This window comes from Chryseobacterium sp. ON_d1 (assembly GCF_006829085.1).
Lineage (GTDB): Bacteria > Bacteroidota > Bacteroidia > Flavobacteriales > Weeksellaceae > Chryseobacterium.
In genome coordinates, this window is the sequence record NZ_BJTC01000004.1 from 43,114 (window position 1) to 59,243 (window position 16,130).

The following is a 16,130-nucleotide window of genomic DNA, read 5'->3' on the forward strand; positions in this document are numbered from 1 at the left end:
GCTCTTTTGTTGTATGTCGTATGGATCATTCCTATTTGGCTTCTGCACAGAAAATTCTGTACTGTACGGCTACTGCAGACTTGAAATATTCTCTGATCTTAGAAAGATCACTGGCTGCACTTTGTTTGGTGAAATAACTTCCTGCTAAAATTTTATAATTCGGCCTTAAAGATGCATCCGTTTCCACTTTAAGATTAGGGAATCTTTTTCTGAAATATGACTTCACCTCATTGGCTTCTTCATTACTTTTCACTGTTGTAATCTGAATTTTGAAACCTAAAATTCTAGGATTTTTCTTACAAATTTCTGCATTGGTAAGTTCTCTGCTAGGCACAAAGATTTTAGGTGGTTTTGTATTTATTCCTGTAGAAATTCCACTGTCATTATTACTGAAATCTTTAGAAGAATTAGTTGTGACAACTTTAGCACATTTCCCTTCAATTCCTTCCAAAGCAGCATTTATTCTGGAATCCATTGTCATGACAAGCCCCGTTCCAGAAAGGGTATCTTTTTTAACAACCTGCTGTGCTTCAATACTATAAAATCCAAATAATGATAATATCGAAAATATTTTGATTAGATTTCTCATTTAAACTTGTTTCCGCAAATTTATACAAATTAAAAAACTATACCAAACTGGTTATTTAGAATCAATACAAATTAAACGTAAATGATATTTTCCCTTTTCGATATACCGTTAAATTCCTGTTAAAAATATTATTTTTGCGGAATTGATTGAATGTTCAATAATTTACTAACATAAGATAATTTAAATGATTAGTTGGAGAAAGCATTATAAAAAAACGTTGATCGCGATAGGCTTATTGCTATCAACCAGTGCTTCATTTTACGGGCAAGACGGCGATCCTAAAAACGGAGAGAAACTTTTCAAAGCGAATTGTACTGCATGTCACGCGCTGGACAAACAAGTTGTAGGACCACCATTGAAAGGGGTTGTAGAACGAGTAAAGACAGAAGGTGGTGTAGACAAAGACTGGCTTCACAAGTGGATCAAGGATAACAAAGCTCTTAGAGCTTCGGGAGACAAATACGCCAATGAGATTTTTGAAAAGTTTAATAAGACTGAAATGCAGGTCTTTCCAAATCTTACAGATAAGGATATTGACGACATTTTAGCTTTCACAACTAACCCACCTGCTCCGGAGGAGAAAAAGCCGGAAGCAACTCCTGCAACTGACGCTACTGCGGCAGCTCCTGCAGACAAAACTACTACAAACGTTGTCATTATTTCACTTTTAGCGATTGCAGGTTTACTGGTTTGGATCTTGGTAAAACTAAGACAGTTGGTAAAACTAGGCCAATCTGAAGATTTAGCCGGGCTTAACGAGACCAGAGTTCGTTCTTTCAGTGAAATGTATGAGAAGTTCCATTACATTGGCAAAGGGTTATTGGCAATTCTTGCTATTCTGGCCGCTTACGGAGTTTGGAACTGGTTGATGTGGATCGGGGTTTACAAAGGTTACAAGCCTGAACAGCCTATCTACTTCTCTCACAAAATCCACGCTGGGGAACAGAAAATTGACTGTCAGTTATGTCACTCAAGTGCTAAATACGGAAAAGTATCTGAGATCCCTTCTATGAATGTTTGTATGAACTGTCACAGAACAATCTCTGAATACAACAAAGATCACTACATGGAGCCAGGAAAAGATAAGGCGTTCTATGATGGTGAAATCCAGAAGATCTATGCAGCAACAGGCTGGGATCCTGCAAAACAACAGTACACAGGAAAAACACAGCCGGTTGAATGGACAAGAATCCACAACATGCCAGACTTCGTTTACTTCAACCACTCTCAGCACGTAATTGCTGGAGAACAGGCTATCATCAATTCTTTCAACAAAAAGAATCCTAACAACAAAATTGATGTTGTATGTAAAGCTTGTCACGGTAAAATTGATACAATGAATGTTGTTCAGATGGCTAACGACTTTACTATGGGATGGTGTATCGAGTGCCACAGAACGACTGAAGTTGATATGAACAACGGTTATAATAAAGAGTACTTCAAAAATCTACATGACAAGTTGAAAAAACAATATCCACAAGATGGAGGTAAGATCACTGTAGATGCCATTGGAGGTCTTGAGTGTGGTAAATGTCATTATTAATAACTAAAAAATTAGAAGTATAAATGGCTTCAAACAAAATACAATTCAGAAGTATTCATGAACTTAAAGATCCGGCTTTGAATAATAAGCTGGCTCAGAAAGAGTTTCAGGAAGAAATTCCGGTAGAAGATTTCCTTGGAGATGCTGAGAAAAACGGATCAAGTACTTCAAGAAGAGATTTCCTTAAATTATTAGGGTTCTCTACAGCAGCAGTTACATTAGCTGCCTGCGAAGCTCCGGTAATCAAAACGATTCCTTACGTGGTAAAACCACATGATATTATTCCGGGAATCCCTAACTATTACGCTTCAACTTATTTTGACGGTTTCGACTTTGCTAGTGTTTTAGTAAAAACCCGTGAAGGTAGACCTATCAAAATTGAACCCAACCCAGCTGGTGGTGACTTAGGTAAAACTAACGCAAGAGCTCAGGCAAGTGTACTTTCTCTTTATGATAACGATAAAGTAAAGCAGCCTAAACTGGATGGTAAAGACGAAACGTTCGATAAAGTAGACAGTTTTGTTATAAAAGGGTTAGAGGAAGCTAAAGCTTCAGGCAAAAAGATTGTGGTTTTATCACACTCTTTTGCTTCACCAACTTTCAAAAAGTTATTTGGTGAATTCAAAGCTAAATATCCTACAGCAGAACTGGTAACTTATGATGCTTTCCCTTATTCTGCACAATTAGACGCAGCTCAGGAAGTATTCGGACAGAGAGCATTACCTGTTTACGATCTTAAAGGATCTGAATTGGTAGTTTCTTTCCAGGCTGATTTCTTAGGGGACTATAACGCTTCAAGCTTAGAAACGTCTTATGCAGCGGCAAGAAAACCAGGAGCAAACATGTTGAGACACATTCAGGTGGAATCTAACATGTCATTAACGGGTGCTAATGCCGATTCAAGATATAGATTAAAACCAAGTGCTGTAAACAAAACTTTAGTTGAAGTTTACAATGCAATCGTAGGTGGTGGTACTTCTGATAAGACTGCAACTGAAATTGCTAACGAATTGAAGGCAAAAGGAAACAAAGCCGTTGTTTTTGCTGACGGTTCTAAAGGAGCACAGGTTTTAGCACACTTAATCAACCAAAAATTAGGTTCAGTAGCTTTCACAGGTAAAGCAAACTTCCTGAAAGAGTTCGATGGAGCAAAATACCAGGAATTCTTAGGATGGGTAAACGGTGGACAAGTAGGTGTGTTGATTACAAACAATGTAGATCCTATCTACTCTCATCCAAAAGGAGAAGATTTCAAAAAATCTTTATCAAAAGTTCCTTACGTAGTTGCTGTAGCAGATAAGAAAAATGAAATGTACAAAGCAGCGAAAGCTGTAATTCCGGTAGCTAACTGGTTAGAGTCCTGGGGAGATATCGAACCACAGACAGGAGTATATTCATTAATGCAGCCTACCATCCAGAAAATCTACAAATCAAGACAGATCGAAGAATCTTTACTGGTTTGGAAGAATGGTAAAAACAATGCAGCAAACAATTACTACGATTATTTAAAAGCAAGCTCTGCTTCTCTTTTAGGTGGTACTTCTTTCAACAAAGCATTGTATAACGGTATCAACGCTTCTACTAACTCAACAACATTATCTTACGCAGGTGGAAACGCTGCTCAGGCTGTTGCTGAACTAGGAAACTTCAAAGCTTCTGAATTAGAATTAGTACTATATACTAAGACTTCAATGGGAGACGGTACTCAGGCTAATAACCCTTGGTTGCAAGAATTACCTGACCCAATCACAAGAATGTCTTGGGATAACTATTTGACAATTTCTCCAAAAGACGCAGAAAAGTTCGGAATCGATAACGATCTCAATGCAAGAATGCAGCTAGACGGTTCTATTGTAAACCTTACTGTAAACGGAGTAACAATAAAAGATGTTCCTGTATTTGTACAACCAGGACAGGCTGAAGGATCTGTAGGTCTTGCGCTTGGTTATGGTAAGAAAAACTCAGGAGCAACTGCTGATACCGGGGTAAATGCTTATCCTTTATTTGACGGTTCTAACCTTGTTCTTTCAGGTGTTAAAATTGAAAAAACAGGAGAAGATCACGAATTTGCAGGGATCCAGCTTCAAAATACATTGATGGGTCGTTATGAGATCGCTAAAGAAGTTCCTTTAGCAGATTTCATCAACGTTGCTTTCGATGATGAGCACAAAGGATGGAACAAACCTTTGGAATACCACACTATCAGCGGAGCGCTTCCGGCAAGAAAAATTGACCTTTGGGATGCATTTGATGATACGGACGGTCCTCACTTCAACTTATCTATTGACCTGAACTCTTGTACCGGTTGTGGAGCATGTATTATTGCTTGTCAGGCAGAAAACAACGTTCCTGTAGTAGGAAAAGCAGAAGTAAGAATGTCCAGAGATATGTACTGGTTAAGAATTGACCGTTACTATTCTTCAAGACAGACAGTAGAAGTATACGAAGGATTAAAAGACGGAATGGCTGTACCAGAATTATACGGTACTGCTTTCAATAAAGAAGGAGGGGCATTAAACCACCCTGCTGATAATCCGGATGTAATCTTCCAGCCTGTAATGTGTCAGCACTGTAACCATGCTCCATGTGAAACAGTATGTCCGGTAGCGGCTACTTCACACGGTAAGCAAGGTCAAAACCATATGGCTTACAACAGATGTATCGGTACAAGATATTGTGCAAACAACTGTCCGTACAAAGTAAGACGTTTCAACTGGTTTACTTATAACCTAAATGACAAGTTCGATTTCAATATGAACAACGATTTAGGAAGAATGGTACTTAACCCGGATGTAGTTGTAAGAACTAGAGGGGTAATGGAGAAATGTTCAATGTGTATCCAAATGACTCAGAATACTATTCTTGAGGCTAAGAAAGAAGGAAGAAGAGTGAAGGATGGAGAATTCCAGACTGCTTGTTCTAAAGCTTGTTCTACCGGAGCAATGACATTTGGAGACATGAATGATAAAGATTCTGAAATTAGAAAGGTATATGCCTCTAACAGAAGATATTATTTACTGGAGGAGATCGGAACAAAACCAAACGTGTTCTATCATACTAAAGTAAGAAACAGAGTAGAAAAATAAAGTTTAAATAATAAATAGGTAAAAAATGTCAGGACATTACGAAGCTCCGATAAGGGAACCTCTAATTATTGGTCACAAAACTTATCACGATATTACAGAAGATATCGCACGACCTATCGAAGAAAGAGCAGGTAAATTATGGTGGATCTCATTATATGCTGCACTAGTTCTATTCCTCTATGGATTCGGCTGTATCGCTTACACTATCGGGACAGGTATTGGAGCATGGGGGCTTAACAGAACTATTAACTGGGGTTGGGATATTACCAACTTCGTATGGTGGGTAGGTATCGGTCACGCCGGGACCCTAATCTCAGCGGTATTATTATTATTTAGACAGAGATGGAGAATGTCTGTAAACAGATCTGCAGAGGCGATGACGATCTTTGCGGTTGTACAGGCAGCAATCTTCCCTGTAATTCACATGGGTAGAGTTTGGGTTGGATACTGGGTATTCCCATTACCAAACCAATTCGGTTCTCTTTGGGGGAACTTCAACTCTCCTCTACTTTGGGACGTATTTGCGATCTCTACGTATTTCTCAGTATCTACTGTATTCTGGTTCATGGGACTAATCCCTGACTTTGCAATGATAAGAGATAGAGCCAAGACTCCTTGGACTAAGAAGATTTATACATTCCTTGCATTCGGTTGGGGTGGTAAAGCAAAACACTGGCAAAGATTCGAAGAACTTTCTTTGGTTCTTGCAGGGTTGGCAACTCCACTTGTATTCTCAGTACACACTACCGTATCTTTTGACTTCGCTACTTCAGTAATTAAAGGATGGCACTCAACAATCTACCCTCCTTACTTCGTTGCTGGTGCGATCTTCTCAGGATTTGCAATGGTACAGACACTATTGTTGGTTGCAAGAAAGGTGTGTCACTTAGAAGAGTATATTACAATGTATCATATCGAAATTATGAACATCGTAATTATCTTAACTGGTGGTATGGTAACGGTAGCTTACGCCACTGAATATTTCATCGGATGGTACTCAGGTTCAAGATTCGAAGATTTCACATATCTTTCTCCAGGTGCTGCTGTAGGACCTTACTGGTGGGCATTCTGGTCATTGATCATCTGTAACCTGGTTGTTCCTGCTTCTTTCTGGTTCAAGAGACTAAGAACGAACATTATCTGGACATTCATCGTTGCATTGATCATCAACATCGGTATGTGGTTCGAGCGTTTTGATATCATCGTTATCAACCTTTCAAGAGACTACTTACCAGGATCATGGACTATGTTTAAACCAACGATCATTGATGTGGGTGTATATTTAGGAACTATCGGATTCTTCTCTGTATTATTCTTACTATACGCAAGAACATTCCCTGTAATTGCACAGGCTGAATTAAAATCGATTTTGAAAATCTCAGGTGAAACTTATAAAGCAAAAGAAGGAGATGAGCACCACTAAAATTGTATACGGACTTTATGCTGACGACGACGATTTGATGAACGGCGTTAAAGCATTCAACGATAAAGGAATCGCAATCAACGAAGTTTATACTCCGTTTCCGGTTCACGGACTAGACAAAGCTTTAGGTTTAAAGAAAACCAGAATTTCTGATGCTGCTTTCATCTATGCTTGTTATGGAGTTACTATCGGTGCTACTTTAACCTGGTATGTAATGAACCACGACTGGCCTCAGAATATCGGTGGTAAACCAGCTTTTGACTGGGGACACAACATGCCTGCATTCGTAGTTCCAATGTTCGAATTAATGGTATTCTGTGCAGCTCACATGATGTCTTTAACTTTCTTGGTTAGAAACAAAATGTACCCAGGAGCTCCTGCTCAGAATCCTGACCCAAGAACTACTGATGATAAATTCATGATGGAATTTGTAACTGAAGATGTAGAATCTGTAAAGCAGTTGCTTATTGAAACTGGAGTTGAAGAAATAACTGTTAAAGACGCTTAAAATGAAAAAGAATGTATTAAAGATTACAGCAGTTTTAGGTTTAACAACAGTTTTACTTAACTCTTGCGGACCAAAGGAGAATACTCCGTTGGTATATTTCCCGGACATGTATTTTCCGGTAGCTTATGATCCATTGATGAAAGCTCAGGATGCTTACTCAGATCATGAAAATGAAATTCCTGCTTTTGTTAAAAATAATGGTGCAACGGGTCTTTCTCCGGTAGAAGGATCAGTTCCTCAGAATAAAGACGGTGTTTTTGAAGAAAGCTTATTACCTAAGAACGTTGACGAGTACAACGCTGGGTATGATGCTTCCAAAAAACTTACCGTATCTCCTTTGAATCCGGCTAATGCAGCTAAGGATCTTGAAAGAGGGAAAATATTGTTTGATCACACTTGTGCTGCATGTCACGGAACAGGAGGTGATGGACAAGGACCTATCGTACAAAGTGGAGCATTCTCAGGAGTACCTAACTATGCTGACAGAGAAATTACTGTAGGATCTGTTCATTATGTATTAACAAACGGTAGAAATGCCATGGGATCTTATGCGGGACAACTGAACGCTGGAGACAGATGGAGAGTAGCCATGTATGTGATGAGTGCTTTCAAAAAAGGAGCAGCAGCACCGGCAGCAGCTACAGCGGCGGCACCAGCAAAAACTGAAACGACTACCGAAACTAAAAAATAAGAAAAGAAATGTATAGTTTTTCACCAAAATTAAAATCAACTTCTATAATACTTCTTGTTGTAGGTTTAGTTCTTTTCGGTATTGGTTTCTTTATGAACAAAGGAATTTCTACTGAGAAAATAGAACAAATGATGGAAGCTGTTCATGCTTCTGGTCATACAGCTCCTACACATTCAAGTGAAATGGTTGGACCTCAGGATCACGCAGCTCACCTTGAGCATGCTACATTGCAGGTACACAACCAGCCTTTAGCAGCAATACATTTTGTAGCTGTATTTTTCTTTGGAGTAAGCTGCTGCGTATTGTTCTTCTATTCTATTCAGCACGCTGCACACGCAGGATGGCCAATCATCATTACAAGAGTAATGGAAGCTATTGCTTCTTATATCCCTTACGGTGGTGCAATCCTGGTAATCCTGATGATCTTGAACATCACTCATAATGGTCATTTATTCCACTGGATGGACCCTGAATTGACAAACCCGGATTCTCCGCATTTTGATGTGATCTTATTTGAAAAGAAAAAATTCTTAAATATTCCTTTCTATGCAGTAAGAACTTTAATCTATGTGATTGGTGCTTCTTTCTTTGCTTGGAAATTAAAAGCTCAGTCTAAGAAAGTAGACGAAACTAAATCTAAAGTTGAGTATCAGATGCTGTACAGATGGGCAGTAGGATATATCGCATTCTTTGGATTTGCTTCTGCAGCTTGGGCTTGGGACTGGTTGATGTCTATTGACCCTCACTGGTATTCTACAATGTATATCTGGTATTCAATGGTTAGCTGCCTTTCAAGTGGTATCGCTGTAATTATCTTATTAAGTGTTTATCTTAAGAAAAACGGTTTCTTACCACAGTTCAACGACAACCACTTACACGATTTAGGAGTATTCCTTTTCGCGACAAGTATGCTTTGGACGTATACATGGTTCGCACAGTTCATGCTTTACTGGTATGCAAACGTTCCGGAAGAGGTTAACTACTTCTTCGGTAGATTCCAGCACTACTCTCCTACTTTCTTGCCGATGTTGATCATCAACTTCTTATTACCATTATTGGTATTGGTAAGCAGCAGCATCAAGAGAAACTACAAAGTAGTTACAACTATGGCTGTAGTAGTTCTTTTAGGACACATCTTAGACTACTTCAACATGGTAATGCCGGGAACAGTAGGACCATACTGGAACACTCCTGAAGTATTCTTGTTAATCCTTGGAGCAATCCTGTTCGTAGCTGGGTTATTTATGTTCACTGTACTTTCAGCTTTATCTAAACTGAAACTGATTCCTACAGGAAACCCATTCTTACACGAATCTGAAATTTATGAGTATCCTTTCTAAGGACTTGTAACAAAATAAAATTATAAAAGACTGATCGTTAAACGATCAGTCTTTTTTTATGCAGATAACCGTCAGGCAACTATTCTGAACGTTATGCGTCTCTATAATGAGATCAATCACTAAAAACAAATCTTATTATGAAAACAAAACTTTTCCTTTACTCATTCTGCCTTTTCATCTATAGTTTTATTCAGGCCCAGACCATTACTTTTGTTTCTGAAAAAAGTAATCATCCTCTTCCAAGGGTTTCAGTATTTGGAAAAGATGGAACTATTCTGGCTTATTCTGATATTGAAGGTAAGATTGATAAAAAATCATTGTCTCCTTCTCAGGAGAAGTTTCAGCTGGTCTATAATAATTTTCCGGTAGCTACCCTATCTTATACTGATTTTGATCAGCCCATTATTAAAATTAATGATCAGGTAAAGGAAATCGAAACAGTAGTTATCAAAAACAGCAAACCTGCCAAGTACATTTTCATCAAAGGAAATTTTAATGCCTACGTAACGGTGAATAATAAGTTGAACAGTTATGCAGATGGAATTGTAACTTATATCTTCGACAACAAAACAAAAAAACTGAAGAGCACCAATGTGGAGCAGTACAGGATATTCAGGCTTACAGAAGCCAAAAACGAAAAGAAAGAGACTTCTTCATGGGATTATGGAAATTCCCTGAATATTCCAAAACTTAAAAATGTGGGAAACCCTGAAGAATATAAAACTAACAAAAATGTAATCCGTGAATTGAAAGGTGATCGCAAAGATCAGATAGAAGTTACAGGCGGAATTCTCCGGGAAAAAGAATTTTCATTCTTCGGCTACAGATTTTATGATATCAGAACCATTTTAAATATGTCCTTCGAAAAGGGATCAGAAAAAACCTTAAAAGACTTCCTCGAATACAACGAACTGTTTTTTGTGAAACTTAAACATAAAAGTGAACCGGATTATAATCAGATTGCCGGCTATACTAATTTCTATCCCACAGAATTAAGCTTTAATAATGACAACGACATTGAAAAAGTAAAATTCAATAAAGAAAACAGTAACTATCAGATTCCCTATTGGCAGGATGCTTCGTTTCCGAATATGCAGACAATTTTTAGCAGCTTCTTTAAAGGAGACCTTAAAGAGATGCCTAATAAACAATAACACTTCACAATATGAAAAAAGTATTATCTCTTATTTTCATGACCATGCTATGTATTGGAAATGCTCAGAACTCAGCCCATCGCTTTTTTTATGAATTATCTTACAGACCCAATAAAGACTCCCTGCAATATGAAAAGGAGATCATGATTCTGGATATTGATAAAGAGCAATCTGTATATCAATCTTATGAACTTACTGTTTTAGATTCACTTTCTAATGACATCATCTCTAAAAGTGAAAAAAATGGAACTATGCCGGATTTAGCCAATATGCCGGATCGTAAACCAATACCATTTTCGCACAGAATTTTCAAAAAATATCCGATACAGAATGTGCTCTATACGGACATTATTTTCAATGATGATTACTCCTATATCGAAACACCTCCCATCACATGGACAATAAGCAATGAAAAAGGAAAAATGGGAAATTACACTGTCCAAAAAGCAGAAACAGCTTATGGAGGAAGACTGTGGACTGCCTGGTTTACAACCGACCTTCCATTTCAGGATGGCCCCTATAAATTTTATGGGCTTCCGGGTTTAATCATTCAGATAGAAGATTCAGAGAAAAATTACTCCTGGGAACTAAAGGGAAACAGAAAAATAGACCAAATTAAAAATATACTTCTTCTTGAAAAATTTAACAAAAAAAATTCAAACCCAGGAATACGCCAGCTCTCCAAAGAAAAATTTGAAGAAAAATACAATGAGTATAAAAAAGATCCATTCGCTCAAATAAGGCAGATGGCTTCACAGCTTCCTTCCAATATGAGACTGCCAGATGGTTCCTCTATTACAGATGGAATGCGGGAGGCAGATAAAAAGGCAAAAGAAATGGCAAAAAAGAATAATAACAGCATTGAAATTTCCCGGAAAAAGTAACAAAATAGGCTGGAAAGATAAAATAAAAAATAAAATCCTGTATTAATAAAGGTTTTATTAAATTTGCAACAAACCAAATAAAAATGAAAAAGTTTTCTTTTCTACTTGTTTTCAGCCTGTTGCTTTTTACAGCATGCAAGAAAGACCATGTAGATGCTACGAATACTAAAACACTGCAGTCAAGTATCAACGATATGACTTCCAGTTTACCTACCATTAAGCAGATTAAGTTTAATGAGGCCCTTTATATCCTTAAAACATTTGGTGTAGAAGCCGATGGTGATATCAATGAGCTAAAGGCACTGGGAAAACTCATCAACGGAAAAAAAGTTCCTGAGATCATGGCACTTGCTGACGAGGTTGCACAGAAAAATGGAATAGAATGGGCCAGTACGGCTCCTCCATCACTGGGAGAAATGAATATCTTCGGGGATGATAAAGCTAAAGAGAGTGACCCTAACGATGTAAAAGCAGGAGCATTAAGCCTTGTGACAAGACCTACAGGAGATGATGGAACAGGAGCTCCTACAGCCATTCAGGTTGTTCCAAGACTTGTAGATGCTGCCGGAAACCCGGTATCATTCACAGGAGCCGGTCTCGAAGCTACATTGGAAGTTTTCAGTAATGGTGTAAGATTGGCAACAGCCAAAAACCTGATGCAGGATAATAATTTCAAAGGATTCAACCTTAAGTTCTCCTCTATTCCTGCTGCAAAAGTAGTAGATAACAAAATAGACATCACTGTTTCTGTAAAAACCACTGCAAAGACCTTCAAAATGTCAAAAATAGGTCTTGATGTAAATGCCGCAGCCCTAAAAGTTCCAGCCATCCCAAAAACAGACTCTACCGCTGTACCGGAACAACCAAGTGCTGTAATAGATCCAAACAATCCGGCAGCTGCTTCCGGAACTACTACGGACCCTTCTGCAGTTGCTCCAGCAACACCAGTCACTCCAAAGCAACCGACCACAGACCCTAAAAATACAGTAAGTAAATTTTTGAATAGCGTAAGCTCTCAGAATTTAAAAGCAGCTTACGAAACATCCAGCAATCCAAGCTGGGGAAGCTATGAATCGTTCTCAAATCCCACCTCAGGTTTCGGATCGGTAAAAAATGTAAGCGTAAAAAATATTACAACCAGTGGCGCTACGCCTAACAGCGCCAGTGTAAACGCAACTTATGATGTAACGGATAAAAGTGGTAAGACTACTTCTTTAAAAGTAACTTTCGGACTTAAAAATGTAAATGGAGACTGGAAAATTTCCAGCTATAAAATCAATCAATAAATGGCTTCAGCAGAACTGATCAAGAAATTAGAGGAGACAATTGAAAATATTCCTGATTTTCCCATTCCGGGGATTCAATTCAAGGATATTTCTCCAATCTTTTTAAATCCGAAGCTTTACGAAGATGTAATCGCAGATCTTGCAGCCTTCAGTAAAGGGAAAATAGATGCAGTCTGCGGAATAGAGAGCCGGGGTTATCTTTTCGGAATTGCCATTGCAGTAGCATTGGAAGTTCCGTTTATCTTAATCAGAAAAGCAGGAAAACTACCCCCTCCCATTATTTCAGAGAAATACGATCTTGAATATGGAAGCGCTGTTATTGAAACCAGAGACGGGCAGATAAAGCCGGGACAAAGGGTTTTGATTCACGATGACCTTTTAGCGACCGGGGGAACAACTGAAGCAGCGGCAAAGCTTGTTGAGAAACAAGGAGCAACCGTTTCACAATTCAGCTTTCTGATCGGGTTAAAAGGATTGGGTGGTGATGAGAAATTGAAAAAATTTGGTGCTGAAGTCTACCATATTTTAGAATACTAGATACTGCACAGTCAGCATTAAAGATCAGAAATGGAAAATCTGAGAGCTCATTTCGAAGAAATAATTGAATTGACTGATGATGAATTTGCTTACATCCTTTCTCACTTCACTCCAAAAAAACTAAAAAAACACCAGTACCTCATTCAAAAAGATGATAATGTTCATCATACCTATTGGGTACGGAAAGGGTTATTGAAGGCGTCCTATACTGATGAAAAAGAAAAGGAACACATTATACAGTTTGCGATGCAAAATTGGTGGATTACAGATTATCAGGCCTATTTTACCCATACAAAAGCCATATTTAATGTAGACTGCCTCGAAAATACAGAGCTTCTCTGTTTATCTTATGAAAACCGGGAAAAACTGTGCAGGGAAATGCAAAAGGTAGAGCACTTTTTCAGAAAAAAAGCCAACAGTGGATTTGTTGCACTGCAAAAAAGAATGCTTTCCCTTTTATCCGATAATATAAAAGAACGCTATGAAGTTCTTCTTGCCCAATATCCTGACCTTTTTCAAAGAGTTTCAAAAACCGTAATTGCATCTTATCTTGGCGTTTCAAGAGAATCCCTGAGCCGCCTGCATTCAAAATAGTGAGATTCGTCACAAAATATTTGTGAGATTCGTCCTTTTACATTCCATCATATACATCCATTTTTGTAGTAAAATTTCACTAAAAATAGATGTAGATATGTACACCCTGAAAAAAATGATTCTCCTATGTTTGTTTATAATAAACATCACGGCTTATACTCAGAAAACAAGCCGCAAAGTTCAGATGAGCCCCTTTGCGGAAAGCCAGCAGCAATGGACTGGTATTGCTATTTCAAAAAAAGATCGCGTTTTTGTTAATTTTCCGAGGTGGTCTCAGGAAACACCCGTTTCTGTAGCAGAAATTATTGATGGGAAAGCCATTCCTTTTCCTGATCTGCGCTGGAATAGCTGGACTCAAAACACGGCAGGTAACAATCAGTTTATTTGTGTTCAAAGTATATATGCAGATCATACAAACTTACTTTGGGTGTTGGATACGGGTTACGAACTTTCCACCGATACAACGAAAGGTGCCCGTTTATACTGTTTTGATCTCAGTAATAATACTCTCACGCATGAATACTTTTTACCTGCAGAAAAAATAACAGAAAAAGCATATTTAAATGATTTCAGGATAGACCATAAAAATCATGCTGTTTACTTTACAGATTCTCAGGTAGGCGGCATTGTAATCTTAGACTTAAATACGAATGAAGTAAGAAGGGTTCTTGCCCATCATTATTCTACCTTGACCGAAGTAGACCAAATTGTAATAGAAGGCTATGAAAGAAAGCATCCTGTACATTCAGACGGAATAGAGCTTGATGCCACAGGAAACTATTTATATTATTGTTCACTGATGGGTAAAAACGTTTACAGAATCCCTGTTGCGTCATTATTGGACAAAAAGATTTCAGAAGCCATGCTGGAAACAAAAGTGGAGAAGTATGCACAGACCGGAGCCAATGATGGAATTATCTTCAATAAAAAAGGAGAACTTTTTCTCAGCAGTTTAGAAAAAAATGCCATCAGTAAAATAGATAAAAAGGGAATTTTTACCGAAGTAATACACAACGAAGATATCAAATGGCCTGATTCATTTGCTTTTGACACCCATGGAAACCTCTATTTTACAACATCCCAAATACACTTACCGAAAGAAAAAAGAAGCACTTATAAAATATTTAAATTAAAGTTTTAAAAACAAAACCAGGAAATCTTTTGATATTTAAAGCCACAAAAAGCAATAATCATAATTTATATTTTGTAAATCATTCAGAAACAATTAAATTTGCATTTCAATTTTTAAAAACTTATGGCAAAATTGGGAAAGAGTGCTCAGAACGAGCAAGAAGGTAAAGAAACAGTTGAGTTCTTTAAAGATCTTGACAGAGAAGCTTTAAACACCGAAAGATTTGTTGAAAAATATTCAAAACCTCTTGGTTTTATATTTGGGGCATTGCTTTTAGGAGTTTTAGGATTCTTTGCTTACAAGCAATTTGTAATTGCACCAAAAAACGCTGAAGCTGTGAAAAGTTTCCTTGCTGCTCAGAAAAATCTTGCAGAAGGTAAAGATAAAGATGCTTTGGGTGGAAAATCAGCAGCTAACCCTGGTTTTATAGGTACAGCTAATGAATATTCTTCTACCGATATCGGTAAACTTTCTGCTTACAATGCCGGTTTATTAAAATTCAAAGAAGGAAAGTTCCAGGAAGCTTATGATCTTTTGGATAAATTTTCTTCCAAAAATAAAACTTTAATGGCAATGAAGTACGGAGCTATGGCAGATGCAAAATCAGGCCTTAATAAAAATGACGAGGCATTGTCTTTATTAGACCAGGCAGCATCAGCATCTGACGATCCTTATACAACTTATTACTTTACAAGAAAAGCAGGTATCGTTGCATTAGGATTGAAGAAAAATGCAGAAGCCAAAAAATACTTCGCTACAATTGACGAGAAATATCAGGACTACGACAACGGAATGTCTGATTCTTATATTGAAATGACTAAATATTACTAAAAAATGGCAACAGTTAATCTTTCCGATTACAAGCCACTTCATATAACGAATGCCGAAGATTTTTCTATCGGCATTGTTTTTTCTGAGTGGAATGATTTTGTAACGTACAACCTTCGTGATGCAGCTTTGGAAATCCTTGAAAAAGAAGGTGTAAAATCTGAAAACATTAAGCTTTTCCCGGTTCCGGGAGCTTTTGAATTAAGCTATGCAAGCATGCAGCTGTGCAAAGAGAGAAAATATGATGCGGTAATCTCTATCGGATGCGTAATCCGTGGGGAGACTCCACATTTTGATTATGTATGCTCTGCAGTAGCACAGGGTATCAAAGACTGCAATATCATGACAGATACGCCTACTATTTTCTGTGTATTGACAGATGATACAAAGGAACAATCTATCGCTAGAAGCGGTGGTGATCTTGGGAACAAAGGTGTGGAAGCCGCTGTAACAGCTCTCAGAATGATCGATTTTAAAAAGAAATTATCCGATAAAAAAGGGAATATCGGCTTTGGACACTCTTAAACCAGATTCG

The 16,130-nt window shown here is 37.8% G+C and carries 15 protein-coding genes; 14 read left to right on the forward strand and 1 reads right to left on the reverse strand.

The genetic code is table 11. The features are described from left to right. Window positions 1–31: 31 nt before the first annotated feature. The gene (locus CRS_RS07380) at window positions 32–589 is read right to left on the reverse strand and encodes an SPOR domain-containing protein (RefSeq protein ID WP_142723425.1); all 558 of its coding nucleotides are present in this window, start codon (window positions 587–589) and stop codon (window positions 32–34) included. Between the two features lie 184 nt (window positions 590–773). On the opposite strand from CRS_RS07380, the gene CRS_RS07385 reads away from it, so the two are divergent. The 14 genes from CRS_RS07385 (at window position 774) to ribH (ending at window position 16,120) form a co-directional block, all read left to right on the forward strand. Beyond that, window positions 774–2,132 (forward strand): c-type cytochrome, encoded by a 1,359-nt coding sequence (locus CRS_RS07385; protein WP_142723426.1) that lies wholly within the window; start codon window positions 774–776, stop codon window positions 2,130–2,132. 23 nt (window positions 2,133–2,155) lie between these two features. Next, entirely contained in the window at window positions 2,156–5,218 is a 3,063-nt protein-coding gene (locus CRS_RS07390) for a TAT-variant-translocated molybdopterin oxidoreductase (RefSeq protein ID WP_142723427.1), read from the forward strand. Between the two features lie 25 nt (window positions 5,219–5,243). Next, window positions 5,244–6,641: an NrfD/PsrC family molybdoenzyme membrane anchor subunit gene (gene nrfD, locus CRS_RS07395; RefSeq protein ID WP_002982402.1), complete on the forward strand. Its 1,398-nt coding sequence runs from the start codon at window positions 5,244–5,246 to the stop codon at window positions 6,639–6,641. Continuing rightward, a complete protein-coding gene (locus tag CRS_RS07400) occupies window positions 6,628–7,149 on the forward strand; it encodes a DUF3341 domain-containing protein (RefSeq protein WP_027371993.1) in 522 nt (173 codons plus the stop codon). The genes nrfD and CRS_RS07400 overlap by 14 nt, the downstream gene beginning before the upstream one ends. Window position 7,150: 1 nt before the next feature. Beyond that, entirely contained in the window at window positions 7,151–7,840 is a 690-nt protein-coding gene (locus CRS_RS07405) for a cytochrome c (RefSeq protein WP_142723428.1), read from the forward strand. An 8-nt stretch (window positions 7,841–7,848) separates the two neighbouring features. Further along, the gene (locus tag CRS_RS07410) at window positions 7,849–9,180 is read left to right on the forward strand and encodes a quinol:cytochrome C oxidoreductase (RefSeq protein ID WP_142723429.1); all 1,332 of its coding nucleotides are present in this window, start codon (window positions 7,849–7,851) and stop codon (window positions 9,178–9,180) included. A 137-nt stretch (window positions 9,181–9,317) separates the two neighbouring features. Beyond that, window positions 9,318–10,334: a hypothetical protein gene (locus CRS_RS07415; protein ID WP_142723430.1), complete on the forward strand. Its 1,017-nt coding sequence runs from the start codon at window positions 9,318–9,320 to the stop codon at window positions 10,332–10,334. Window positions 10,335–10,345: 11 nt separating this feature from the next. Further along, window positions 10,346–11,218: a GLPGLI family protein gene (locus CRS_RS07420; protein ID WP_142723431.1), complete on the forward strand. Its 873-nt coding sequence runs from the start codon at window positions 10,346–10,348 to the stop codon at window positions 11,216–11,218. 83 nt (window positions 11,219–11,301) lie between these two features. Next, on the forward strand, window positions 11,302–12,504 hold the full coding sequence (locus CRS_RS07425; protein WP_142723432.1) for a hypothetical protein: 1,203 nt from the start codon (window positions 11,302–11,304) through the stop codon (window positions 12,502–12,504). Continuing rightward, window positions 12,505–13,041: an adenine phosphoribosyltransferase gene (locus tag CRS_RS07430; RefSeq protein WP_142723433.1), complete on the forward strand. Its 537-nt coding sequence runs from the start codon at window positions 12,505–12,507 to the stop codon at window positions 13,039–13,041. It begins immediately after the preceding gene. Window positions 13,042–13,071: 30 nt separating this feature from the next. Continuing rightward, a complete protein-coding gene (locus tag CRS_RS07435) occupies window positions 13,072–13,635 on the forward strand; it encodes a Crp/Fnr family transcriptional regulator (protein WP_142723434.1) in 564 nt (187 codons plus the stop codon). Window positions 13,636–13,765: 130 nt separating this feature from the next. Then, window positions 13,766–14,776, forward strand: coding sequence for an SMP-30/gluconolactonase/LRE family protein (locus CRS_RS07440; protein WP_172617020.1), 1,011 nt, complete (start codon window positions 13,766–13,768; stop codon window positions 14,774–14,776). A gap of 114 nt (window positions 14,777–14,890) precedes the next feature. Beyond that, window positions 14,891–15,598 (forward strand): tetratricopeptide repeat protein, encoded by a 708-nt coding sequence (locus tag CRS_RS07445; protein ID WP_142723436.1) that lies wholly within the window; start codon window positions 14,891–14,893, stop codon window positions 15,596–15,598. Window positions 15,599–15,601: 3 nt separating this feature from the next. Then, window positions 15,602–16,120, forward strand: a complete 519-nt coding sequence (gene ribH, locus CRS_RS07450) for a 6,7-dimethyl-8-ribityllumazine synthase (protein ID WP_002982386.1) — start codon at window positions 15,602–15,604, stop codon at window positions 16,118–16,120. Window positions 16,121–16,130 lie beyond the last annotated feature (10 nt).